The sequence below is a fragment of the Paenibacillus sp. FSL H7-0326 genome, assembly GCF_001955535.1.
Taxonomy (GTDB): Bacteria; Bacillota; Bacilli; order Paenibacillales; family Paenibacillaceae; genus Paenibacillus; species Paenibacillus shunpengii.
Genome location: NZ_MPVN01000007.1, coordinates 50,583 through 73,139 on the forward strand (window position 1 = coordinate 50,583; position 22,557 = coordinate 73,139).

The following is a 22,557-nucleotide window of genomic DNA, read 5'->3' on the forward strand; positions in this document are numbered from 1 at the left end:
TTTTCATATCCGTATATGGTTTCAACTTGAACGCATTTAGAAGTTCCTTATTCTTATTTTGCAGCCGCAAATGGATCCGTTCCTTTAGGCAGTAGATCTGCAAAATTAAAGGTATAGGTTGGGAATCCATCAGCATAGGATGCAATCTCATAAATTTGGAAGAAGACCGTTAATCCACTCTCGGATACATAGAAATCCGGATCTTCCTTCAAACCATTAAATCCAAAGTTATACTTGTCTGCGGTTGTCTTCTTCTTCAGCATTTGATCCAGCTTCTTCTTGGCAGCATCTGATGAATGGAGCAGATCGTCCATTGTCAACTGCTTACCATCTTTGATGGAGAAAGTAAAGCCTTCACGGTAAGTCATTCCATGAGCACCACCAACATATTCATACAGGTCAGTGGATATGCTGAGCACGCCCTCACGGTTAAAGGTGACGAGGAAGGTACCATGAAATTCATAAGGACGTTCATATTCAGCATCCCGATCGTTTGCTTTTTTCTTCGCTTCTGCTGCGAAAGCTTCCGCTTTATCTTTAAACGTTTTGTTCATTGCTTCCTGCGCTTCTTTATTTACCAGACCACTTACTTGAGGATAGCGGATGTCAATGGTTGCATTGTTATTACTGTCTGAGATCGTTTCCGAAGAGATGTTCACCTTGTTTTGCTGCTGCTTTTTCAGCGTTAATATTTTGGCTGATGCATTATAAGATCCCTGGAAACCTAAATAATCCTTCAACACTCGAAAAGGAACATAGAGCTTCCCATTTATATTTTTGGCTTCATACTGGATACTGTTATTACCAATATAACGTTCATTGATATAGGTGTTGATGCCATATTCGGACACTTCCAATTTCATTTGAGTGACTCCGCTTCCGACAGTGTAGGTTTTAAAACCATCTTTGCCAGCTTGATAACTTAATTTAAGCCCTAGATCATCTCTTAACACCGAGATGGGAATCATCGTGTTTCCATTTACCAGCTTGCCTGAAGCAGAAAGAGTCTTGCCATTATATTTCATTACCACGTCAGAAGCTTTGACTGAAGTTGCGGCAGCAACGACTGCTTCGGACTGCCCACTTAAGAAGCTCGCGTTACCTACCAATAGACCTGCGGACAAAATAGCTGCGGACCATTTCATACTTTTCTTATTCATTATTATTTCCTCCCTAATCTAAGCTGTTCGCTCTTCTTATTATGTATTACCCAAAAATTCCTTTTTCTTATAAGAGAAAACTCTTATATTGACACGAGTCACTGGAGTCAATTGACTTCTTGTTAGCAATACTGCTGTAAGACAAGATTTATTATAGGGAGGAAATGAGGGGAAATGTTTACAGTGAGGGTTACAGTATTGTTGTTGAAAACAGGAGAATGGGGGGGATTAAGCCGTTATGGAGAGCTTCGTAAGTAACCACATTTCATCAAACAGTATGTTGATGTGCGAGGTGCAGTTCGCAATCAGATGACAACTCTACATTTTTTTGTAAGAAAAAGACCGCACAAACCATAATTTGTTCATGCGGCTAGTTACTCATATTTTATGCTCCTGTAATTCTTGGCATCGGCATGGACTCTTTGCCCAACTCAGCCCATGCATACTTTAAGAGCAGCTCTGTCTTGAGATCTTTCCGTTCAGGGTCATCCCATAAATTGTTCAGCTCCTGCGGATCTTCCTGAAGGTCAAAGATTTCACCATAGGTTTGATTGTAATATATCGTAATCTTGTACCTAGCATCCACGTAAGTCTTCTGGTGAATCGTTGTGGGCTCATGCCGGAACTCACATATCGCATGATCACGAGCACAAGTGCTCTCACCCAGCCACACCTTCTTCTGATCAACACCAGTCATCGCATGTGGAATGGGCAGATCGCAGAATGACAGGAAGGTAGGGGCAAGGTCAACCAATGATTGGATGGCATTGCTTTGCTGATCGGCTGGAACATGACCCGGGTAACGTACAATGAAAGGCAGCTTAATCAAATCCTCATAATGAAACCCGCCTTTTGCCTGTAAGCCATGCTGGCCGAAGAAATGTCCATGATCCGTTGTAAAGACGACAATCGTGTTGTCGGCAAGTCCGAGCTCATCAAGCTTATCGAGTATTTTGCCAATATATTTGTCCATCAGACTGATCATTCCGTAGTAAACGCCTACAAGCTTCTTCTTATCGTAATCTGTAAGTCTCGCACGCTTGCCGTATTCATAGTAATGATGTGAGCGATATCCGTGTATTCCCTGACCGGTTTCCGACAAGTAGGAGAAGTCGGGATTTTCCTCTTGTGTTTTGCCAAAATGGGGCGGATTCTTGTCATGCTCACCTTCGACTATCGTGGGAATGGTCAATTGGTCTGGATCATACATCGAATCCCAAGGCTCAGGGGCCAAATACTCCGGATGAGGATCAAAGAAGCTGGACCACAAGAAGAAGCTGTCGTCGTTCGCTTTGAAATCTTCAAGCAGTGCATTGGTCCGTTCAGCGATCCAAGTATTGTAATGATATTTTTCCGGAATAGGCCAATTATAGGTTCGGGTGCGATCCATAGTCCCGATCTCAGGTAGGAAGTAATCTCTCCAGTTATGTAGGCCTTTCTCTTCCATCCATAGAGCATAGTGCTGACCGACATGCCCCTCATTCGTATGGTTACGTGCCAGCTCTACATGGTCAAATCCATAGAAAGGACCATTGAATTCCCTCCAATAATCAAAATCATGCAACACAGGATGTGCTTCCATGGAAGGGTAAGTCTCTGTGGATACTAATGGCTGGAAGTGCGCTTTCCCAATCAGCGCAGTTTGATAGCCGGCCGCCTTGAAATCCTCACCCACCGTATGCCGATCCTCCAGTAGTTTGGTGCCGAGTGTCCAGGCTCCATGCTGACTTGGATACATGCCCGTAATGATGGAGGCACGGCTAGGCGTGCAAGTCGGGTTAGGACAATAAGCTCTATTAAAAGTCGTCCCTTCTTTTACTAACCGATCAAGGTTAGGGGTATGCAGCTCATTATTGAAAGCGCCGATCGTATCCCAGTGCTGCTGATCGCTTGTAATTAACAATATGTTAGGTTTCTTCATTCTACAGCCTCCTTTATACGAAAATTATAGAAAAAGATCAGCACAGAGGAAATAACTTAATGTATGATGTATTTAACATTTTGTCTGTATGGGGTGTTGATGTGTGTACAGTGGTTCCAACCTTTTTTCAAGAGTATGAGCATGAATATGCTGAATTCCTATATGATTCGCCGTCTGAATTCGACAAGAGAGACCAGGCTTGGCTTGTAAGAATGGGGAGAAATATCGCTAAGCCCAGCTATCGAGTGGGACCGAGAAGAATCGAATGCTACAGTATTCATTTTGTGCAGGAAGGCCATATCTTTTTTGAATATGACGGGCAACAGCGACTGCTTGGACCGGGAGATTTATTTTGTATGTATCCAGGCATCACTTATTTGTACTACAAGAATCAAGACAAGGAATCGCTTAGGCTTATCTGGATGGCAATGGATGGTCCTGGGATGGAGGAAATTCTAACGCTGCTTGGATTGTCACGTCATGAGCCTTATCTCTTGAATCGATGCAGCCCTATGATCGAAGAACATATCTCCGGATTGATGAACGTGCTGAGACAGAAGGACACAGCAAATGAAGCTGTCAGATTGGATCTCAGAGGACGCTTCTATAGTTTGCTGGGTCAGTTGATGAGCTCGAGTGAACGACAGCCGGAGCACCGTGTACTATCCTGGGTCTCTAAGAGCTTGGACTACATCCGCCTGCATGCCACGGAGGGGATTACTGTACAGCAGGTCGCACGGCTAGCGGGGCTGAACCGCACTTATTTCTCAACCGAATTCAGGAGCGCCATCGGAGTATCACCTGCGGAGTACATCGCCCGGGTAAGGATGGATAAAGCGAAGGATCTGCTCAGTCAATCCACCGCAACCGTTACAGAAATCGCATATAGCGTTGGTTATACGAGTCTGTATTCATTCACCCGAGCTTTCAAGAACCATTGTCGCATGCCTCCAACTGATTATCGTAATCTGCATACAGCTAATTCTTAGACCACCTGAGGTGAATTCATTGAAACCGATATTGTTAGGAATATTCGCGGCCTTCTTTTTTGCATTTACTTTTGTATTAAACGCATCGATGGAGTTGTCCGGCGGCAGCTGGATCTGGAGCGCCTCACTCCGCTACATATTTATGATTCCTTTTCTAACTGCGATCGTTATGTTCAGAAGAAATTTCAGAACACTAATAGTCGAGATGAAAAAACAGCCGAGAACCTGGCTCTTGTGGAGCTGTGTAGGCTTTGGCTTGTTTTATGCTCCACTATGCTTTGCGGCCGCCTATTCTCCGGGATGGCTGGTTGCAGGGACGTGGCAGTTTACGATCATTGCCGGCATGCTTCTTGCCCCTCTATTTACTGAAACCATACATACTTCCTCAGGCCACCTTCAGATCAAAGGTCGAATTCCTATGAAGGGACTTCTGATGTCGATCCTTATCTTGCTAGGTATAGTGCTGATGCAAATTGAGCATGCAAAGAGCTTTTCTCTAGAGAATTTGCTGCTAGGAGCCATTCCTGTATTTATCGCTTCTTTTGCCTATCCGCTGGGTAACCGTAAAATGATGGAGCTGTGCGAAGGAAGGTTGGACGCTTACCAAAGAGTGCTGGGCATGACACTTGCCAGCCTGCCATTCTGGATTCTGCTGTCTGTGTATGGTCTAGCTACGGAGGGCCTGCCAAGTCTGGATCAGAGTATGCAGTCGCTGCTTGTGGCTCTATGTTCCGGAGTCATTGCAACTGTACTATTTTTCAAAGCGACCGATATGGTAAGAGGAAATATGCAGAAATTAGCGGCAGTGGAGGCAACGCAGTCCATGGAAGTGCTATTCGCGCTTGCAGGTGAAGTGCTGTTATTGTCCATTGCGATTCCTTCATCCATTTCATGGGTGGGGATGCTAATCGTTGTGATTGGTATGGTGCTGCATAGCTATGTTTCTCGAATAGACTATCAAGAAGCAAAAGGATAAATCTTTCGATGCGAAATGGATTCATTCAAGTATGGAGATCGTTTATAGCACAAATGGGTAATAATATAGATATCTAGCTTCGAGCCTATTATGACAGGAGAGATTTGATTGGATCTACGAATTCGTAATGCAGTTGAAGGGGATATCCCATCTATTATTCAATTAAGAAAAGACTACGATGAAGTCATCGCCGACAGAAGACCTGATCTGTATGAGCTTGCTGACAATTATACGGAGGAAGAAGTCCGTGGATTCCTTGGTGCCCCTCAATCAGAGGTGATTGTTGCTGAAGCCACGAACAATGTAATTGCAGGTTATGCCATCGTGGATGAAGAGCAAGTAAATGCACACAAGATATACAAGCAGAGAAAGGTATTGTTCATTCGTGATTTCTGTGTCCGCGAGGAGATTCGAGGAGCAGGCGTGGGTCAATCTTTAATGGAATTTATCATTAAGCTGGGTAAAGAGAGAAAGGCAGATGCTGTTGAGATCGATATACTAGCGGATAATGAGCGTGCTGAAGCTTTCCTGGAATCCAATGGAATGAGCACCAAATCTATTAGATATGAGATGGAGCTGGATTAAAGATTGGTGGCTCGAGTCTCGTCCATCAAAAAACAGGCAGACATTTTTCAGAAATGTCGTGCCTGTTTTTTTTTGATGTATTCACCATTTTATTTCTGTGAACTTGCTTGACTCCGCTTCTTCGCATGTTTATCCGCGAACATGATTTTGAGAAGCGGGGGAGTAACGAGAGTTGTTACAATAACCATGATTATGACCGAAGTGTAATACTGCGGATCCAATAGGCCTGAAGCAAGGCCAGTTCCGGCGATAATCAAAGCAACTTCGCCCCGGGATATCATTCCTGTACCGATGGAGAAGGAGGAATGCATATTGAATCCTGTCAGCTTGGCACCCAGTGCTCCACCGAGGAGCTTCGTGAGAATGGCCGTCACACTTAGGACGATGATGAACCCGATCTGAGAGCCAACGCCTTCGAAATTCACATTAAGACCAATACTTACAAAGAATACCGGAACAAACAAGCTGTATGCGATCGGCTCAAGCTTGTGCTCCACCGTGTGCTTGTATGGTGTTTGAGAAATGGCAATCCCTGCTGCAAATGCGCCGATGATACCTGCAACGCCCATCCACTCGGCAAAATAAGAAAAGGCAAGTGCGATGATGACACCACTGGAGATTACGGTCTCCGACACTCTAAGCTTGCTGAGCCACTTCATGATGAGCGGAACAACCCAGATTGCTGCTGCGATGATGACAACGAAGAACAATACCTTCTTACCAATAAGAGAACCAATACTTACGGATTCTCCTGTTCCCAGCAGACTCATCATCACGGCAAGCAGGACAACGACAAGAATATCATCCACTACGGCAGCACCAAGTATGGTTGTACCCTCGCGTGAATTCAGTTTGTTCATTTCCTTCAGCGTTTGAACGGAAATACTCACGGATGTTGCACAGAGCAGAAGTCCAAGGAATAATGCATGACTTTGCTCAATCCCAAAAGCCAAAGCAGAGCTGTATCCGCCCACGAATGGCAGAATGATACCGCCAACCGCTACAGCAAGAGCAGCCTTCCAGTTCTTTCGGAGCTCCTCCAAATCCGTTTCCAGTCCTGCAATGAACATGAGGATCAGGACACCAATTTCTGAGAATTCATGAATAAATGAGGTTTGATGTATCCATCCAAGTACAGCCGGACCAAGAATTACACCGGCAATCAATTCTCCAAGAACGGAAGGCTGCCCCAGCTTGAGGGACAAATGACCTGCCAGTTTAGTGAAGATGAGGATGAGGACTAGGTGTAGAATAAATTCCATATCTTTCTCCTTTCGTTTCCACATTTATGTTGTTACATCATCGGGAGAAATATCCACTCTCAACTAAAAAGGCGCATTTACGCAATATCCCCGTAAACACGCCTTAAAAATAAACAGAGAGGGGCCTTGTGTGGCAGGCTCCTCCCGTGAACAACATATTTGATTTTAACAACTGAATCATGAGTTAAGAAAATGATTCAACTATAATTTTTATTATAACAGTTCGAATTCATTTTGTGAATATGCAGCCGTTATTTTATTTATCTACTTTCAACATCGAGTAGGTTCAGTTATATGAAGAGCAATTCGAACTATTGACAGTACCAACCAACCTTGTTAATTTAAGGTTTATGATAGCGTGGATTCCAGTATGATAAGGCGGTGAGTATCATAAGAGAAGATGTGCATATCGGTGCTGATGTTATTCAAATGCATGCAGATGATCATGTGGCAACAGCGCTCAAGGACTTGCAAGCCGGAGAGGACATCTCTTTTGTTTTTAATGGTAACCGTTTTCAATTAACCGTTCTGAATGACATCCCGTTCGGTCATAAAGTGGCGCTGAGTCAAATACCCGAAGGCACGAAGATAAAGAAGTACGGGGAAGTTATAGGCCAGGCTAGTATCGCGATCGAAGCAGGGCAGCATGTGCATATTCACAATATTGAAGGATTACGAGGACGCGGTGATCAAGCAGGAAGGGAAGGGATAGTATGAATACGATTCAAGCTTATCTGCGTCCCAATGGCGATATTGGAATTCGCAATCATTTGTTAATCATCCCCACCGTAATATGCTCTAACCAAGTCAGTAATCGTATTATGCAGATGGTGCCGGATACCGTTGCAATTCCTCATCAGCACGGCTGTTCGCAGATCGGAGCAGATAAGGAGCGTACCTTTAACATGCTGGCGGGGACAGGGAAGAATCCGAATGTGGGTGGCGTCATCATTATCAGTCTGGGCTGTGAGGTTGTGGACCCCGCTGCACTGGCAGAGGAAATCAGGAAAACAGGCAAGCCGGTTGAAATGTTTGATATCCAATCTGTAGGAGGATCTGTCAAAGCGATAACACACGGAATCGAAATTGCTCGAAAAATGAAGACACAGCTGGATGCCATGCCCAAGGTGTCTGTTCCGATAAGCAAGCTGAAGGTGGGTGTAAAATGTGGAGGTTCAGATGCAACATCCGGCCTGGCTTCTAATCCTGCATTGGGTGCGGCCAGTGACATGCTTATTGGCCAAGGTGGAGGCGTCGTAATCGGTGAAACAACAGAGATCATAGGAGCGGAGCATGTGCTTGCTGAACGGTGTACTTCACCAGAGATGAAGCGCAGGATGTTTGAAATCGTTGATCGATTTGAAAAAGAAGTCGAACGTATGGGCGCAGATATGCGCGGCGGCAATCCCAGTCCAGGAAATATTGCGGGCGGTCTGTCCACCATCGAAGAGAAGTCACTTGGATGTATCAGTAAATGCGGTACTGCACCTATTAATGGAATTATAGAATATGCAGAAGCGATTCCTGAAAGCGGTTTATATTTTATGGATTCACCTGGAAACGATATTGAATGTGTATCAGGAATGGCAGCCGGCGGTGCACATATCGTCTGCTTTACGACCGGAAGAGGCACCCCGACAGGTGCAGCTGTGCTTCCTGTCATTAAGATTACAGGGAATAAGCGGATGTATGACCAGATGAGCGACAATATGGATGTTGATGTAAGCGGAATGCTGTCCGGGGAACTCAGCTTAGAACAAGCTGGGGAAGCCATCTGGGAGGAGATTGTTGAAGTAGCGAACGGTAAGCTGACAAAGGCAGAAATACTCGGCCACCAGGAATTCAGCATTAATCGCATTGGACCTAGTTTATAAGGAGGAAGGAAGATGGGGAGACTCGAGAACCGCATTGCTCTGGTGACGGGAGGAAGCCGGGGAATTGGAGAGGCTATTGTATACAGGCTTGCTGAGGAAGGAGCTCATGTGGCAATTAATTATTCCTCGGATCGATCAAGAGCGCTGGCCGAACAAGTGGCCAGAAATGCTGAAGTCCGTGGTGTTAAGACGATGATCGTGCAGGCCGATGTAGGTAAGAAAGCTCAAGTGGATGCCATGTTCTCAGCCATAGAGGAGGAACTTGGAGAGATCGAGATCTTGGTCAACAATGCAGGAATTGCGCCGTTCGAGCCTTTTATGAAGGCCACGGAAGAGACTTGGGATCGAACATTCGATACGAATGTCAAATCAATCTTCCTCTGTTCTCAGCTCGCTGCTAGTAGAATGATTCCCAAAAGAAGCGGAAAAATAGTAAATGTTCTATCTACAGCAAGCCTTGTCGTTACAAGTCCTGTAATCCCACATTACCAATCATCCAAAGCAGCAGGTCATATGCTGACGAAGGGCATGGCGATTGAGCTCGGCAAATATGGAATTAACGTTAATGCAGTTGGGCCGAGTACAGTAGATACAGATATGTGTACTGATTTTCTGGCTGACCCGACAATCCGTGCCAAAGAGATTGAAGCTAATCCCATGAAAAGGCTGGGTACAGCCCGTCAAATCGGAGATGCAGTCGTATTTCTCGCATCGGAAGAGGCAATGCAGGTGAACGGACATTTGCTGATGGTGGATGGTGGCTTATCAGTGAAAGCTGCTCAGCCAGAGGATCATATGGAACGATAGCAGTTTGAGGTGGATAACGAATAAGGGGGGATTACTATTGCGTTTGGCAAATAAAATCGCCTTAATTACCGGATCCGGATCTGGAATCGGCAAGAGCAGTGCACTGCTCTTTGCTAAGGAAGGTGCTGTTGTCCTTGTCAATGACTTGAATGAGGATAAAGGACAGGAGACCGTTCAGGAGATCACTGCTTCTGGAGGTACAGCTCTATTCATGCAAGCAGATGTAACCCACGCCAATCAGGTGGAAGAGATGGTTGAACGCATTATAGATCAATTTGGCAGAGTTGATATCCTGTTTAATAATGCAGGGATCAGCGGAATTGGACAGCTGCATGAGATAGAGCCAGACGACTGGGATCGTGTCATGACGGTAAATATTCGCGGTGTGTTTCTGCCTTCCAAATATGTTCTTCCCTATATGATGAAGGAGAAGAACGGCTCCATTATCAATATGTCTTCCTGCATTGCCGAGATTGGACTAGCCAAGCGGGCATCCTATTCTGCGACCAAGGGAGCGGTGCTGGCCCTCACCAAATCCATGCAGGTTGATTATGCCCCATACAACATTCGGGTGAATGCTCTCCTCCCCGGCACCATACTTACCCCTTTCGTTGAAAATTACTTGCGATCTTCTTATGATGATCCAGCCGAAGCCTTTGAAGCTTTGAAGACAAGACAATTAAGCGGCGATTTGGGGAGACCGGATGACGTAGCCAGTGCTGCGCTCTTCCTTGCTTCCGACGAATCCAGATTCATGATGGGTTCCCCTCTGTATATTGATGGCGGCGTTGTTTTCGGCAAGAATGCATAATACATAAAAAGGAGTGGACTTGAACATGAAGCTTGTTACATTTCTAGTAAATGGTGATATCCGATTGGGGATTAAGATTGATCATGGCATTATCGATGTAAATACAGCTGCTTCGCTGCTGCCAGACATGAACCGGGTTCCAATGGATATCCATGCCGCAATTGAGGCAGGGCAGTCAGGAATACAAGAATTGGAACGACTTAAGCGGGCAGTCGGAGAGAATAAGGAAGTGCAAGAACAATCCATTGTCCCGGAAGATGAGATCTCCTATGCTCCATGTGTGACCCAACCGAGCAAAATCATCTGTGTTGGACTGAACTATCGGCGGCATGCTGAGGAGACAAACGCGGCAATTCCTCAATATCCAATTCTATTCAATAAATTCAATAACACCCTGGCTGCTCATGGGGAAGACATTCCGCTGCCCAGAGTTAGCAGTGAAGTGGATTATGAAGCTGAACTTGTGATTGTTATCGGGAAGGAAGCCAAATACGTAACCCAAGCAGATGCGCTGGATTATGTCTATGGATATTGTAATGTGAATGATTTGTCTGCACGTGATCTGCAGATGCGAACTCCTCAATGGCTGCTTGGTAAATCGTGCGACAAATTCTCTCCGCTTGGCCCTTACTTGGTAACAGCTGACGAGATTGGTGACCCTAACTCACTGGATATCCGGTGTATTGTAAATGGAGAAACAAAGCAAAGCTCCAATACCTCGGACATGATCTTTCACTGTGACGAGATTGTCAGCTATATCTCACAGCATATGACGCTTCTGCCCGGAGATATCATTTTGACAGGAACTCCGGAAGGGGTCGTTCTTGGGTTACCTAAGGAAGACCGGGTATATCTGAAACCAGGAGACACCGTGACTATCGAAATAGAGAAGCTGGGATCTCTGACAAATCGGATGGTCTCTGAATAAATACAGCTAAGAACGATCGAATCGATATGTTGATTCGATCGTTCTATTTGTGGTGGTAAGCAGTCCTTTTTTAGCTATCACATACATTCTCCTACACTAATTTACTAACGCGGAAGCTTAGAATGATATCTTGCCCGTAATTGCTGTAGATGTCTCAGCTTCCCGAGACTTTCCTCATTCATAGCGAGACCCACGTTCAGAATCAAGTTCTCAATGACGAATACAGGTCCAATCATGGAATGGAATTCCCATACTTCACCTCTTCCCGCATACAGCACCAGATCTGCCTGACTTGCCCGAGGATATACCAGGCGGTCCGTGATCAGAATGACCCGATAGCCTGCTTCCTCAGCATAATCCAATATCACTTCAATCTCCGGCTGTATCTGGACGAAACCAAAGACAAGAAGCACGTCATCGGGGCCTGCGTGCATCAGCGTCTCGAGTAATTCATGACCGCTTGCAGCCATAATCTGAATATGGAGGCCAAATCGATGTAATCGAAATGCGAACAGTTCTGCGAGCGAAATACACGGACCTGGGGCAAAAACAAAGATCCGTCTCGCTTGACGTATCGCTTCAGAGGCTTCATTCAGTACTTCAGAATCCAGTCGTTTACATGTTTCATCCAAATGCTGATGAATTGTACTGAGCAGTGTCTGTGGCAGTGGGAGACCTTCGATCTTGCTCATCGTTTCTTCTAATTTGACCGCAGGAGCCGATTCCAAGCGGAAACGAAGCTTTGCCTTGAATTGCTTGGCATTGACGTAACCCACGGATTTCCAGAACCTTGACACAGAGGCAATGCTGATTCCAACCTCGTCTGCAATCTCCTGTTCCGTCATATACAGAATTCGCTGCTCATTCCGCTGTATAAAATCAGCCAGCAGCCGCTGATTAGTAGAAAAGTGTTTTTTACCCCATTCTTCATACATCTGATTGCACACCCCCAATTTTTTTGCTCTTCCCTCGCATAGATAGCCTTAATATAGAGAGCTAATGTTATGTAAATATGTTTACACCGTCAAAAATGATGAAAAAATGTTGATCTTGCGTTAATATAACTGGAATTTTGCGATAATCAGGCCTTCCTATAATGGTGTTATATTCACGATTAGAGGAGGAACTTAAAACGATGAATACATTGTCTGCACGGTACACACTGACCTCATCTCAAAAAATGATGATATTTGTGCTGTCCATGTCTTTGTATGGTTTGTCTAACATGTTCACAGAACTGATCCCAAGCGTACAGCTTGGGCCTATCGAATTATCGGTGGAGTACTTTGCCTTCATTCCGCTCACGCTGTGCATGCTGTTTCATCCGCTGTATGCTGCTGTCGGCGCATCGGTAGGGGAGATCATCTTCGGTGAGCTGATGCTCGGCCAATTCGGCGGCCTCGGCGAAGTTGAGAAATTCATCACTTTTTCCTTGGCAATGTACACAGCGGGTCGATTAGTTAAGGATCCGACGAACAAGCGTCAGGTAGGGATCGCAGCCATTACAGGGGTGGCGATTCATCAATTACTTAGCTCTATAGTGGACATTGTTAAGGTCTGGGTAGGTGTAGAAGAGCTTGAAGCGGTAGAGGGACTTGCTGAAAGTATCATCGTCATCGAAGGGGTTGGTTTTTTAAACGACGTGTTATTCTCAGGCATATTGTTGGCTCTGCTTCCGACCCTATATCTTGTTCCCCGGCTGTATGGAAAGATCGAACCGCTTCTAGGCATACGTCCCCGTCATAAAGGAATGAAATATGATACAGCTGCATGGATATCACCGAAATATGTGATCCTCAGTGTAATCCTTGCCGTCGTAGCGGTTGGAGCAGAAATTCTCTCTGAGACAGAATGGAACATTGCCGAATGGGAGGATATCTTTACAGGCGTGTCCGAACAGCAGCTCATATGGATCAGTATTGGCGCAGCCGCTCTAATAACGGTCGTTACACTTATTATAATGCGCAGCAAAGCTGGGAAGTCGGATACAGGAACGGAGACCAAAAATGTCTGAGCCCATCATCCAATTATCCAACATTTCGTTTACATATCCCGGTGATGAAGTCCCTGTGTTAGATCAGGTATCGCTTACCGTGAACAAGGGTGATTTTATCGCCATTGTCGGAAGCAATGGGTCGGGCAAATCTACGCTATGTAAATGTATTAACGGTCTGATCCCGCACTATTATACAGGTGAATATACCGGGGATGTGACGGTCTGTGGGTTGGCTGCAGAAGCTGCAGGGGTAGCAGAGCTATCCAGATATGTAGGCTATGTATATCAGGATTTTGAGAATCAGCTGGTCAGGCCTACCGTCATGGACGATGTCATGTTCACACCGCTGAATTACGGATATAAGGATTACGCTGCCCGCGGCGAGAGAGCGCTGCGCATGATGGGACTTTACGGTGTAAAGGATGCCTTTATCTGGTCACTTAGCGGTGGACAGAAGCATTTGCTCGCCCTCGCCGGTGCACTTGCCATGGATCCTGAAGTTCTGGTTATCGACGAGCCTGTATCCCAGCTTGATCCGCGTCACGCCCGGCAAATATACGATATTCTACAGCATCTGAATGAGGTTTTGGGAAAAACCATTATTGTTATCGAACATCATGCAGAGTTTATTGCTGATTACTGCAATGAGGTTGTATTAATGGATCGTGGTCGAATGAAGTGGAAGCTTCCTGTACGCGAGGCATTATCTTCAGTGGAAACGCTGCTGGATCTAGGTATCTTCCCGCCGCAGGTGACTCAGGCAGCTTGGCGTGTTGTCTGTCAACATAGCATAGATCCACAAAAAGAGCATGCGCATAAGGACCAGCTTCTTCCCATAACACTGGAGGAAGCCATACATTGGTTTGCTGCGGAGGAGAGAATCGAGGCGAAAACTCAGGATAAGCCAATGATCCACCACCAGACGGACATTAAAGATGCAGCAAATACCCTGATCCTGGCTGAAGATGTTCATCTGTCCTACCGAACAATTCTTAAAAAAATGCAGTCGGTATTAGATGGAGTTGATCTGCACATTCATTCGGGTGAGTCCATCGCCATCGTGGGCAATAACGGTGCAGGCAAATCCTCTCTTCTGAAGCTGATTGCGGGTATTGTGAAGCCGACATCGGGTTACTTGCAGGTAAATGGTCATGATGTAAGATCAATGACACCCGAGAAAATGGCTAGACATACGGCTTATGTATACCAAAATCCAGAGGAAATGTTCATTGAAGATTCCGTTGAAAAAGAAATTGCTTACTATCTGAATGCGCATCGTGTACAAGGTAAAGATCAGCGGCTTGAAGGCATGCTGCAGCATTTCCGATTAGAGGAGCTTAGGGACAAGGATGCCCGGCTGCTAAGCGGTGGACAGCAGCGCCGTACGGCCCTGGCGATTGGCGCAGCCATGGAGCCAGCTATTATGCTCCTGGATGAACCGACAGCTAATCTGGATATCGCGACCAAGCAGGAGATGCAGCACGTATTAGCTTCATTGAAGGACAAGGTAGAGACTGTTATTATTGCCACGCATGATATGCAGCTGGTCTCCGAGTGGGCTACTCGAATCATCGTTATGCATCAGGGAGTTGTACTCGCAGATGGAACGAAGGAAGAAATCTTCGCTGACGGGAGACTGCTGGAGCGTGCAGGTCTAGTATCGACGAAGCTCATGGAGCTTAGCCTTGCTCTAGGATTGCCAAGGATCTGCTATACACTTGAGGAGTTTCTCGCATTTTATTCACCTGCAAGCGGGTCTGAGCTAACGGGGGAAGGGGAGGTGAGCACATGGATATCGTCCGAAAAACGCTTGACCGCATCTCCGTAGAACGGATTAAGCTGGAGCTGTTAGGGACTGCCTATGGCAGATCAACGACTTTTATTGGAAGGTTAGACCCACGAACCTTGCTGCTGTGGTATCTGTTCTTTGCGATCGTTCCTTGGTTCATACATAACACGACCGTACTGTTCGGTATGTTTGTGTTTATCGTTAGTATGACGGCCCTTGCGAGGGTCAGCTACGTTATTCTCATTATTCTAACGCTGGGTCTCGTTGGTCAGGTAGGGTGGATGTTTCTATTCTCCATGCTGTTTGGGGGCAGCCTTGAATCATTATTACCGCTTCTCACTCTTACACTCAAATTATCCGTTATTTCACTGGCGAGCATTGCTGTATTTTCCAGTATGGATCCAGAGAAATTAAGTGACGGTCTATCTGCGTTTGGCGTTCCCGAAGCATTCTCGTTCAGCTTATCGTACGGTTATCGAATACTACCCACACTGTTATCAGAGTTTCATCAAATCCTGCTGTCTTATCGGCTAAGAGGACGTTCGCCGGAGCGTCCTGGCGTACTCTACTTCAGGAACATCATTTACTATTTACGTATTCTGGTGCTCAGCTTCTATCCCCTCATGCTGAATACGGCTAAACGCTCGAGGACGACCGTTGAGGCACTTGAGATCAGAGGTTTTACCTACGGGATGAATCATCCCGAGGTGAAGAAGCTGAGGCTGTCCTATCTCAAGATTCGAGCTCTCGATGTTTATTTTATTGTTTTTTCAATTGCTTATATTAGCTGGCTGTTCTGGTTTGGAGAGAGGCTGCCGAACCTGCTGTATTAACCAATTGACAGAAAGGTTCCTAACTCAAGTTATATCTAAGGAGTGATGAATCCAATGTTCATAGACTTGCATACTCATGGAAAGCTATCCAAGAAATCTGATTTTTCGCTAGCCTATTTCAAGGAGATGCTGACAGAAGCAAGGGCGAACAACATTTCAGGCATCGCCCTGACCGAGCATTTTAATACGAACAATTTTGGACAGATCTATGAAGCACTTGATGAGGCTTATTCTTATAATGGGCATTACTACGAGGCCGAGGGGGTCCGTGTATTTCCAGGGATGGAGGTCGATATAAGGGAAACGGGACATATCCTTCTGATCAGCACAAGAGAGGAGATCTTGTCAATTCGGGAACAGCTTGAGCCTTATCTGTCTAAAGATAACTTCATCCCGTTTGCCAAGCTGCTTGACCTTGTAGAGGAACGGAATGTACTTAAGATTGGAGCACATCCTTATCGCTCATCGACCCCGCTTCACCATATCAATGTAAACCTGCTGAAGCGGCTTGATGCCCTGGATCTTAATGCTAAGGATCTGTACAAACAAGGCATAACGGCGTATCAGGCGAAGATTTATCCCTTTGCAGAACTTCTCGGGCTCCCGATTGTCGCTGGAAGCGACAGTCATCAATGTCTTCAATATGGGAGCGTGATCAATAGGATGAACGAGTCTGTTCATAGCGTCGCGGAACTAAGAATGGCTATTCAGCAGGGAGCCTATCAAGTTGAAATATCGGATTCACTAGAGCTGAGGGTTAAGGCATCCGTGATGATGAAGAAGCTCCTGAAGCAGCTTCAGGGAGAACCCTCTTCCAGAGACGAATGGGATCAGGTAGTCACCACATAATCAATGTAACGAACTGCGGGAGATCCGCAGTTTTTTTGTTTATAACACGCCGCAGCATATTGAAGATAACAACGAATTGATCCTGCAATTATTGATACAATACATAAGAAGTGATTCTCTGTATAAATTGAATGACAATTATTATTTTTTACAATTCGCCATAGCGTGTTATTATATAATTCAAAGGAGTGTAAATGAATGGACGATAAATATTCAACTAGAGCCGGCTATGTTAAACCGTCGGAGACAAGAGAAATTTTAAAAGTAACGGAAAGACCCGAGGTCATTTCCTTTGCAGGAGGCCTTCCTGCACCTGAACTGTTCCCGGTTGATGCGATCAGAGCAGCCGCCGATGCCGTATTGACGGAGATGGGACAAGCTTCGCTTCAATACAGTACAACTGAAGGATATACCCCTCTGCGTACAGCTATCTGTGAACGAATGAGCGCGATTGGAATTCAATCGAAGGTTGAGCAGGTTCTCGTTACATCTGGCTCGCAGCAGGCGATTGACCTGACAGGCAAGCTGTTTATTAACGAAGGCGATACGGTTATTTGTGAAAGTCCTACATATCTGGCTGCCATTAATGCATTTAAAGTATATGACGCTAGGTTCGTAGAAGTCGCTATGGATGATGACGGCATGATCATGGAGGAGCTGGAGAAGACTCTTCAAGCCCATCCAGAGGCCAAGTTCATCTATACGATTCCTGACTTCCAGAATCCGACAGGTCGTACCTTGAAGCTGGATAGAAGGCAGCGAATGGTGGAGCTGGCGAATAAATATAATGTGCTGATTGTCGAAGATAATCCGTATGGTGCGGTTCGATTTGCGGGTGAATCTCTTCCACCGGTCAAGCACTTTGATACCGAAGGCAGAGTGATTTATCTCAGCACCTTCTCCAAAATATTTGCACCAGGACTTCGTCTTGGCTGGGTATGTGCAAGTGAAGAGATCATTGATAAGTATGTGGCATTGAAGCAATCGGCTGATCTGCACACAGACAGCTTCGCTCAGATGCTTACCGCGAAATATATGGAGCAGAATGACATTAATGCCCACGTGGAGAAGATCAAAGACGTTTACAAAGAAAGATGCGAGACGATGCTGTCCTGTATCAAGGAGTATTTCCCTGCAAGCATCAAGCACAGTGTGCCCGAGGGCGGTTTATTCATATGGGTTGAGCTTCCGGACACGGTTGATTCAAGCGTGCTGTTTGTTGAATGCCTGAATAATAATGTCGCATTCGTACCTGGAGCACCATTCTTCCCGAACGGCGGGGTTAAGAATACACTGCGTCTTAACTACTCCAATATGCCAAATGAGCGGATTGTGGAAGGCATGAAGCGAATTGGCGAAGTGCTGCAGCGTGAACTGAACGATGTGACGGTTTCAAACTAAACAATTGAATTTTGACCTGCAATATCCCGAAGAGACAACTTGGTTAATCAAGTTGTCTCTTTTTTTGCTATCCAAAATATTACTTTTAAAGAGTATTAATATATAGTATATTTTGCTAATATTAGTTATCTTATCGACAGATTGATGAATGATGGAGTTGAACATGAAGATATCCAAAGAGAACAAATTAATTCTAACCGCATGTTTGGGACTTATTCTATTTATTCCGCTGATCTCCATACCCATTAATGCTTATGAGGAGCATAAGACAGAGCAGGAAATCAATCGACTGGCTTATACCAAGGACACGGTTCAGGAAATGAGAGAACTGGCTTGGGAAAAGACAAAGCAGCACTGGATCCAATATCCGCTGGAAGAATTGCAGCAAGTGGCTGAGCTTCTAAATGAAGAAGAATCGAATTCCGCCGAAATCAGGGACAGGATGAATAACGTCTATTTCCATTGGGAGCATGCGTTATTCCTGTTTACCCTGATGGAGGACCATTTTGATAGAAACGGCCGGGTAACGATCACATCTATGGATTCGGTGACGAGAGAGTACATGGAATTTCTGAAGAAAAAGTGGCTTCTGAAATTCGATATTGCCCTTCGTGATGGTGATCAGGAATTAATGGATCAATTGCGGACAGAAGTCGGCTATCTTATATCGGATTACACGATGCTGACGGAGGCACTAGCCCCCTATCAACTCAATACAGATGCCCCTGCGGATATCGTGACCACTTACAAGCGAGTTATCAAAGAGATAGCGAATCAGCAGGATCGCAGCGAACATTTTTTCTATGAGAAATTACGCTAAGGATATTAATATAATTGAGGTAATACAATGACAAATCAAATTTCAAAGACGAGAATCTGGGTCGTCATAATATGTTCTATACTGCTCATATGGGCAAGCATTGCTTCGTTCTACCAGTATGGTCGCAGCGAGGATGAACTGAGCACATATAAAGCTGCAAAATCAGAGCTGTGGTCGGTGAATAAAAAGCTGTGGGAGGAATTGAAGAGCAACTGGATTGATGCTCCCGTGTCCGAGCTGACAGCCATGCAGGTGCTGCTTAATCAGGACAATGTCAAGAGAGAAGACCTGGCGCTTCGGGCGAGTCAAATCTCCGATCATATCTCACGCGCGGTTGAGCAGTTTACATTAATAGAGCCCTATTTCAATGGCAGAGGTGGGGAAAAAGTGTCAACGAACCAATTTATTGTGACGAACCAGCTATACAGTCATTACATTGAAGAGGTGCTGCTGTCTGAGTCGAATTCAGTCATCATCGAGAAGGGGAGTGAAGAGCATAAGCTGCTTTTGGATAACATAGAGCTGCTTCTCCAGGATTATCAAACTTATAAATATTACATAGGTGATCTTCACATCAATGAGAATGGTCCACATAAAATCTACACCGGATTCACAATGGCAGTGAAATCAATAATGAATTCGAGACATAGAGAGGATCATCCTCTATATAATGCCATGCGTAATTCCCTTCCTTTTATATACAATGACGCTATGCCAGCTCCTGAGCTTTAATGATCCTGCCCCAGAAGTTAATATATATATCCTATACAGCTTCTGCTTACGGCAGAGCTGTATTTTTTTCACCTGATAAATGCCATTAGTTGCCCAATCATGTACTAAGCAGCGTCATACACTGATCCTATGAATGATTCTTACCTGTAGGAGGCTTCTGGACATGACGATGAAGCGAAAGACGCCTAAAAAATCAGCGCATATTCCGGTATCTCGGGTTCAATACAGTGCTAAAGTAATGCTGCCTTTCTATCGTGCGATTGCAGAGCATCCGAAATATGCAGCTGCGTGGAGCCGGGCAGTGATTGCAGCGGATCTGGATAAGATGGGGTTACTGCTTGGACTGGCTTCGAGGAAGGCCATCGGGCTGCCCCTCGGTTCCAATGGCATCGGATATTTTATTTCTTTTCCCCAAAAAAATTCATTCACCGAGCTGACCAATGGCACGACTATTATACCAGGTTCCGTTCAATTTCACTTTAATACAAGGGTGCACCGCGAGATCGCAAGGGCTGTCATTCCATTGTACACGCAGCTCGCATACAACCGTCCATTCGCAGCAGCCCTATCGAGAGCGGCAGGCGCAGGAGATGGGAAAGCCGTTAACAAAATGGTTCGAGCTCTCGTTAAATCGAAAGCCTTGATCCGTGTTGAATCCGGAATTGAAAATGGAGGTATCGCCCTTAATTTCAAGCCTAGCTGCAGTCCATACATTTATCGTAACCTGTTGTTCCTGGAATCGTTGTAATTCATCCTGGGATCACATCAAATAAATCCAGTTTATTTGCGTTACAGTCCATTGAGCTCCTGGCTGTAATGCGTAATAATAATTACACAAGAGAATCAATTTCATATGTAAAGGATGATGTGATCGTGCGCAGGATTAAAGTAGGCGTTATAGGTACAGGTGTAATTAGTGCTATATATTTAAAAAATTTAACCGGCATGTTTGATAGCATTGTGGAGGTCAAAGCAGTGTCGGACTTGGTACCGGAGCTTGCCCAGAAAAGAGCCGAGGAATACGGCATTCCTCATGTATATACCGTGGAGGAGCTCCTGGCTGACCCCGAGATTGAAATCGTTCTCAATTTGACGGCACCCAGTGCGCATGCTGCACTCAATCTACAGGCATTGCATGCAGGCAAGCATGTGTACACTGAGAAGCCATTTGCACTAAACCGGGAGGATGCCGATCAAGTGTTAAATCTGGCGAAGGAAAAAAACTTGCTCGTGGGCTGTGCGCCTGATACGTTCCTTGGTGCGGGGATTCAGACTTGTATCAAATTAATCAATGACGGCTGGATTGGAACCCCTTATTCTGCAAGCGCCACCATTATTATGGGGAACTCGACAAGCGGTACGCATCCCAATTTCCGCAACTTCTTGAAGCTGGGTGGAGACCCGATTATGGATATGGGGCCCTATTATTTGACCGCTCTGATTGCACTTCTTGGTCCTGTGAACCGTGTAACCGGATCTGCGCGTCAACTACATAAGGAAGTCATTATTCAGAACCCTAAATCTCCTGCCTTTGGCCAGTCGGTTCCCATCGAGGCCCCGACTAATGTATCGGCTGTGCTTGATTTTGACAGCGGAGCGGTGGCCAGCTTCACTGCGGCTAAGGAAGCGTTCGGCTATTCCCCTCGTATGGAGATCTATGGCACGGAAGGCATACTGTACGTTCCAGACCCGAACTTCTTCGGCGGCACGATTTCTATTCAATTTGCGAACGGGCAGACGAAGGAAATTCCACATTCCCATCCGTATGCAGAAGAAGGACGGGGTATGGGTGTTGCCGATATGGCCTATGCAATCCAGTCAGGACGGAAAAATCGCGCCAGTGGACAGCTCGCTCGGCATGTGCTGGATATCTCGCTGGGAATCTTTGAAGCATCGGAGCAAGGACAGCATATTAAGCTGAAATCTTCCGCAGAAAGACCGGCACCTATCCCAATGGGACTGAAGTATAACACCTTGGATATGTAGCCTTGATTGATTGTAAGGATAAATATTGACAGAAATACATGAATACAAAAGAAGCCCAGAGAGGATGTATACAAGTATGAATACGTTTCCAATCGCAGTACAGCCCTATACCGTTCGCGAACAACTCAGTCAAGATTATGTGGGAACGCTAACCCAAATTGCTGAAATTGGTTATCAGGGGATTGAATTAGGTCGTCCTCCAGAAGGGATGACTATAGCAGAACAGAAATCACTGCTGGATCATCTCGGTCTTAAGGTTGTTGGCAGTCATGCAGGATTTGATAAATTTGACTTTGACCCGGATGCTATCGCCGATTATTTGGAAGAAGTGAATGGTGAGAAATTTGTTGCCTTGTCACTTCGCTTTTCTTCTATGGATGAGGTGCTTCTGAAGTCCGCCAAGCTGAATGAAGCCGGAGAGAAGTTCAAGCGAAGAGGAGTTCAGCTGTTGTATCATAATCATGACTGGGAATTCATCAAGTTTGATGGCGAACTTGCTCTAGATATCCTCTTAAGGGAAACAGATCCTGAGCTTGTGAAGCTTGAGCTGGATACCTACTGGGCGAAGCGGGGCGGCGTAGATCCGGTTCAATATTTAAGCAAATTGAAGAATCGCTGTCCGCTGCTGCACATTAAAGATATGGAAGCTGGGGAGGAGCAGTTTTTTGCCGAGATTGGAGAAGGAATTCTCGATTTCCATGCTATTGCAGATACAGCTAAGCAAGTAGGAACGAAGTGGCTCGTCGTTGAACAGGATCAGAGCCGTAGAGATCCGATGGAAAGTCTTAAGATCAGCTTCCGAAATTTGCAGAAGCTGGGGATTAAAGCGTAATAGAAA

22 protein-coding genes are annotated in these 22,557 nt (G+C 45.5%); 18 read left to right on the top strand and 4 right to left on the bottom strand.

Features of this window, described 5'->3' with window-relative positions:
- Positions 1 to 53: 53 nt before the first annotated feature.
- Together BK126_RS24935 and BK126_RS24940 are read right to left on the bottom strand one after the other, a co-directional pair.
- The gene (locus BK126_RS24935; protein ID WP_076315211.1) at positions 54 to 1,160 is read right to left on the bottom strand and encodes a PdaC/SigV domain-containing protein; all 1,107 of its coding nucleotides are present in this window, start codon (positions 1,158 to 1,160) and stop codon (positions 54 to 56) included.
- A 385-nt stretch (positions 1,161 to 1,545) separates the two neighbouring features.
- Entirely contained in the window at positions 1,546 to 3,081 is a 1,536-nt protein-coding gene (locus tag BK126_RS24940; protein WP_076315212.1) for a sulfatase family protein, read from the bottom strand.
- Between the two features lie 59 nt (positions 3,082 to 3,140).
- On the opposite strand from BK126_RS24940, the gene BK126_RS24945 reads away from it, so the two are divergent.
- The 3 genes from BK126_RS24945 (at position 3,141) to BK126_RS24955 (ending at position 5,631) form a co-directional block, all read left to right on the top strand.
- Positions 3,141 to 4,070: a helix-turn-helix domain-containing protein gene (locus BK126_RS24945; protein ID WP_083656190.1), complete on the top strand. Its 930-nt coding sequence runs from the start codon at positions 3,141 to 3,143 to the stop codon at positions 4,068 to 4,070.
- A 19-nt stretch (positions 4,071 to 4,089) separates the two neighbouring features.
- On the top strand, positions 4,090 to 5,046 hold the full coding sequence (locus BK126_RS24950) for a DMT family transporter (protein ID WP_076315213.1): 957 nt from the start codon (positions 4,090 to 4,092) through the stop codon (positions 5,044 to 5,046).
- A 108-nt stretch (positions 5,047 to 5,154) separates the two neighbouring features.
- Complete coding sequence (locus BK126_RS24955) at positions 5,155 to 5,631, top strand: GNAT family N-acetyltransferase (RefSeq protein ID WP_076315214.1); 477 nt, start codon at positions 5,155 to 5,157, stop codon at positions 5,629 to 5,631.
- 89 nt (positions 5,632 to 5,720) lie between these two features.
- Here the strand turns inward: BK126_RS24955 and BK126_RS24960 are convergent, their stop codons facing one another.
- Positions 5,721 to 6,893, bottom strand: a complete 1,173-nt coding sequence (locus tag BK126_RS24960) for a cation:proton antiporter (protein ID WP_076315215.1) — start codon at positions 6,891 to 6,893, stop codon at positions 5,721 to 5,723.
- A gap of 381 nt (positions 6,894 to 7,274) precedes the next feature.
- Between BK126_RS24960 and BK126_RS24965 the strand changes: the two genes are divergently transcribed.
- Genes BK126_RS24965 through BK126_RS24985 form a run of 5 tightly spaced genes read left to right on the top strand, consistent with a single transcriptional unit; the run spans position 7,275 to position 11,313 of the window.
- Positions 7,275 to 7,610, top strand: coding sequence for a UxaA family hydrolase (locus tag BK126_RS24965; RefSeq protein WP_305954057.1), 336 nt, complete (start codon positions 7,275 to 7,277; stop codon positions 7,608 to 7,610).
- A complete protein-coding gene (locus tag BK126_RS24970) occupies positions 7,607 to 8,767 on the top strand; it encodes a UxaA family hydrolase (RefSeq protein WP_076315216.1) in 1,161 nt (386 codons plus the stop codon). The genes BK126_RS24965 and BK126_RS24970 overlap by 4 nt, the downstream gene beginning before the upstream one ends.
- Positions 8,768 to 8,779: 12 nt before the next feature.
- Entirely contained in the window at positions 8,780 to 9,574 is a 795-nt protein-coding gene (locus BK126_RS24975) for an SDR family NAD(P)-dependent oxidoreductase (RefSeq protein WP_076315217.1), read from the top strand.
- Between the two features lie 37 nt (positions 9,575 to 9,611).
- Positions 9,612 to 10,385 carry an SDR family NAD(P)-dependent oxidoreductase gene (locus tag BK126_RS24980; RefSeq protein WP_076315218.1) on the top strand — a complete coding sequence of 258 codons (774 nt, stop codon included), beginning with the start codon at positions 9,612 to 9,614 and terminating at the stop codon, positions 10,383 to 10,385.
- A gap of 25 nt (positions 10,386 to 10,410) precedes the next feature.
- Entirely contained in the window at positions 10,411 to 11,313 is a 903-nt protein-coding gene (locus BK126_RS24985) for a fumarylacetoacetate hydrolase family protein (RefSeq protein ID WP_076315219.1), read from the top strand.
- A gap of 104 nt (positions 11,314 to 11,417) precedes the next feature.
- On the opposite strand, the gene BK126_RS24990 is transcribed toward BK126_RS24985, so the two are convergent.
- The gene (locus tag BK126_RS24990; RefSeq protein WP_076315220.1) at positions 11,418 to 12,248 is read right to left on the bottom strand and encodes a MurR/RpiR family transcriptional regulator; all 831 of its coding nucleotides are present in this window, start codon (positions 12,246 to 12,248) and stop codon (positions 11,418 to 11,420) included.
- A gap of 200 nt (positions 12,249 to 12,448) precedes the next feature.
- On the opposite strand from BK126_RS24990, the gene BK126_RS24995 reads away from it, so the two are divergent.
- The 10 genes from BK126_RS24995 (at position 12,449) to BK126_RS25040 (ending at position 22,551) form a co-directional block, all read left to right on the top strand.
- Complete coding sequence (locus tag BK126_RS24995) at positions 12,449 to 13,327, top strand: DUF8171 family membrane protein (RefSeq protein WP_076315221.1); 879 nt, start codon at positions 12,449 to 12,451, stop codon at positions 13,325 to 13,327.
- Positions 13,320 to 15,137, top strand: coding sequence for an ABC transporter ATP-binding protein (locus tag BK126_RS25000; protein ID WP_076315222.1), 1,818 nt, complete (start codon positions 13,320 to 13,322; stop codon positions 15,135 to 15,137). The genes BK126_RS24995 and BK126_RS25000 overlap by 8 nt, the downstream gene beginning before the upstream one ends.
- Positions 15,098 to 15,931: an energy-coupling factor transporter transmembrane component T family protein gene (locus tag BK126_RS25005; RefSeq protein ID WP_076315223.1), complete on the top strand. Its 834-nt coding sequence runs from the start codon at positions 15,098 to 15,100 to the stop codon at positions 15,929 to 15,931. Before BK126_RS25000 ends, BK126_RS25005 begins: the two co-directional genes overlap by 40 nt.
- Positions 15,932 to 15,985: 54 nt before the next feature.
- Positions 15,986 to 16,780, top strand: a complete 795-nt coding sequence (locus BK126_RS25010; protein WP_076315224.1) for a PHP domain-containing protein — start codon at positions 15,986 to 15,988, stop codon at positions 16,778 to 16,780.
- 198 nt (positions 16,781 to 16,978) lie between these two features.
- Positions 16,979 to 18,181 carry an aminotransferase-like domain-containing protein gene (locus BK126_RS25015; protein WP_076315225.1) on the top strand — a complete coding sequence of 401 codons (1,203 nt, stop codon included), beginning with the start codon at positions 16,979 to 16,981 and terminating at the stop codon, positions 18,179 to 18,181.
- Positions 18,182 to 18,344: 163 nt separating this feature from the next.
- Complete coding sequence (locus BK126_RS25020; RefSeq protein ID WP_076315226.1) at positions 18,345 to 19,001, top strand: hypothetical protein; 657 nt, start codon at positions 18,345 to 18,347, stop codon at positions 18,999 to 19,001.
- A gap of 27 nt (positions 19,002 to 19,028) precedes the next feature.
- Positions 19,029 to 19,733, top strand: a complete 705-nt coding sequence (locus BK126_RS25025) for a hypothetical protein (protein ID WP_076315227.1) — start codon at positions 19,029 to 19,031, stop codon at positions 19,731 to 19,733.
- Positions 19,734 to 19,896: 163 nt separating this feature from the next.
- Positions 19,897 to 20,481, top strand: coding sequence for a hypothetical protein (locus BK126_RS25030; protein ID WP_076315228.1), 585 nt, complete (start codon positions 19,897 to 19,899; stop codon positions 20,479 to 20,481).
- 125 nt (positions 20,482 to 20,606) lie between these two features.
- Positions 20,607 to 21,719, top strand: coding sequence for a Gfo/Idh/MocA family protein (locus BK126_RS25035; protein ID WP_218145904.1), 1,113 nt, complete (start codon positions 20,607 to 20,609; stop codon positions 21,717 to 21,719).
- A gap of 76 nt (positions 21,720 to 21,795) precedes the next feature.
- Positions 21,796 to 22,551, top strand: coding sequence for a sugar phosphate isomerase/epimerase family protein (locus BK126_RS25040; protein ID WP_076315229.1), 756 nt, complete (start codon positions 21,796 to 21,798; stop codon positions 22,549 to 22,551).
- Positions 22,552 to 22,557: the final 6 nt, after the last annotated feature.

Excerpts from the sequence above, each read along its gene's own strand:
- BK126_RS25010 (WP_076315224.1), top strand. The coding sequence starts at position 15,986 with ATGTTCATAGACTTGCATACTCATGGAAAGCTATCCAAGAAATCTGAT.
- BK126_RS24960 (WP_076315215.1), bottom strand. The coding sequence starts at position 6,893 with ATGGAATTTATTCTACACCTAGTCCTCATCCTCATCTTCACTAAACTG.
- BK126_RS24935 (WP_076315211.1), bottom strand. The coding sequence starts at position 1,160 with ATGAATAAGAAAAGTATGAAATGGTCCGCAGCTATTTTGTCCGCAGGT.
- BK126_RS25005 (WP_076315223.1), top strand. The coding sequence starts at position 15,098 with ATGGATATCGTCCGAAAAACGCTTGACCGCATCTCCGTAGAACGGATT.
- BK126_RS24975 (WP_076315217.1), top strand. The coding sequence starts at position 8,780 with ATGGGGAGACTCGAGAACCGCATTGCTCTGGTGACGGGAGGAAGCCGG.
- BK126_RS24990 (WP_076315220.1), bottom strand. The coding sequence starts at position 12,248 with ATGTATGAAGAATGGGGTAAAAAACACTTTTCTACTAATCAGCGGCTG.
- BK126_RS24940 (WP_076315212.1), bottom strand. The coding sequence starts at position 3,081 with ATGAAGAAACCTAACATATTGTTAATTACAAGCGATCAGCAGCACTGG.
- BK126_RS24985 (WP_076315219.1), top strand. The coding sequence starts at position 10,411 with ATGAAGCTTGTTACATTTCTAGTAAATGGTGATATCCGATTGGGGATT.
- BK126_RS24945 (WP_083656190.1), top strand. The coding sequence starts at position 3,141 with ATGTATGATGTATTTAACATTTTGTCTGTATGGGGTGTTGATGTGTGT.
- BK126_RS24995 (WP_076315221.1), top strand. The coding sequence starts at position 12,449 with ATGAATACATTGTCTGCACGGTACACACTGACCTCATCTCAAAAAATG.
- BK126_RS25000 (WP_076315222.1), top strand. The coding sequence starts at position 13,320 with ATGTCTGAGCCCATCATCCAATTATCCAACATTTCGTTTACATATCCC.
- BK126_RS25030 (WP_076315228.1), top strand. The coding sequence starts at position 19,897 with ATGACGATGAAGCGAAAGACGCCTAAAAAATCAGCGCATATTCCGGTA.
- BK126_RS25020 (WP_076315226.1), top strand. The coding sequence starts at position 18,345 with ATGAAGATATCCAAAGAGAACAAATTAATTCTAACCGCATGTTTGGGA.
- BK126_RS24970 (WP_076315216.1), top strand. The coding sequence starts at position 7,607 with ATGAATACGATTCAAGCTTATCTGCGTCCCAATGGCGATATTGGAATT.
- BK126_RS25025 (WP_076315227.1), top strand. The coding sequence starts at position 19,029 with ATGACAAATCAAATTTCAAAGACGAGAATCTGGGTCGTCATAATATGT.
- BK126_RS25040 (WP_076315229.1), top strand. The coding sequence starts at position 21,796 with ATGAATACGTTTCCAATCGCAGTACAGCCCTATACCGTTCGCGAACAA.
- BK126_RS25015 (WP_076315225.1), top strand. The coding sequence starts at position 16,979 with ATGGACGATAAATATTCAACTAGAGCCGGCTATGTTAAACCGTCGGAG.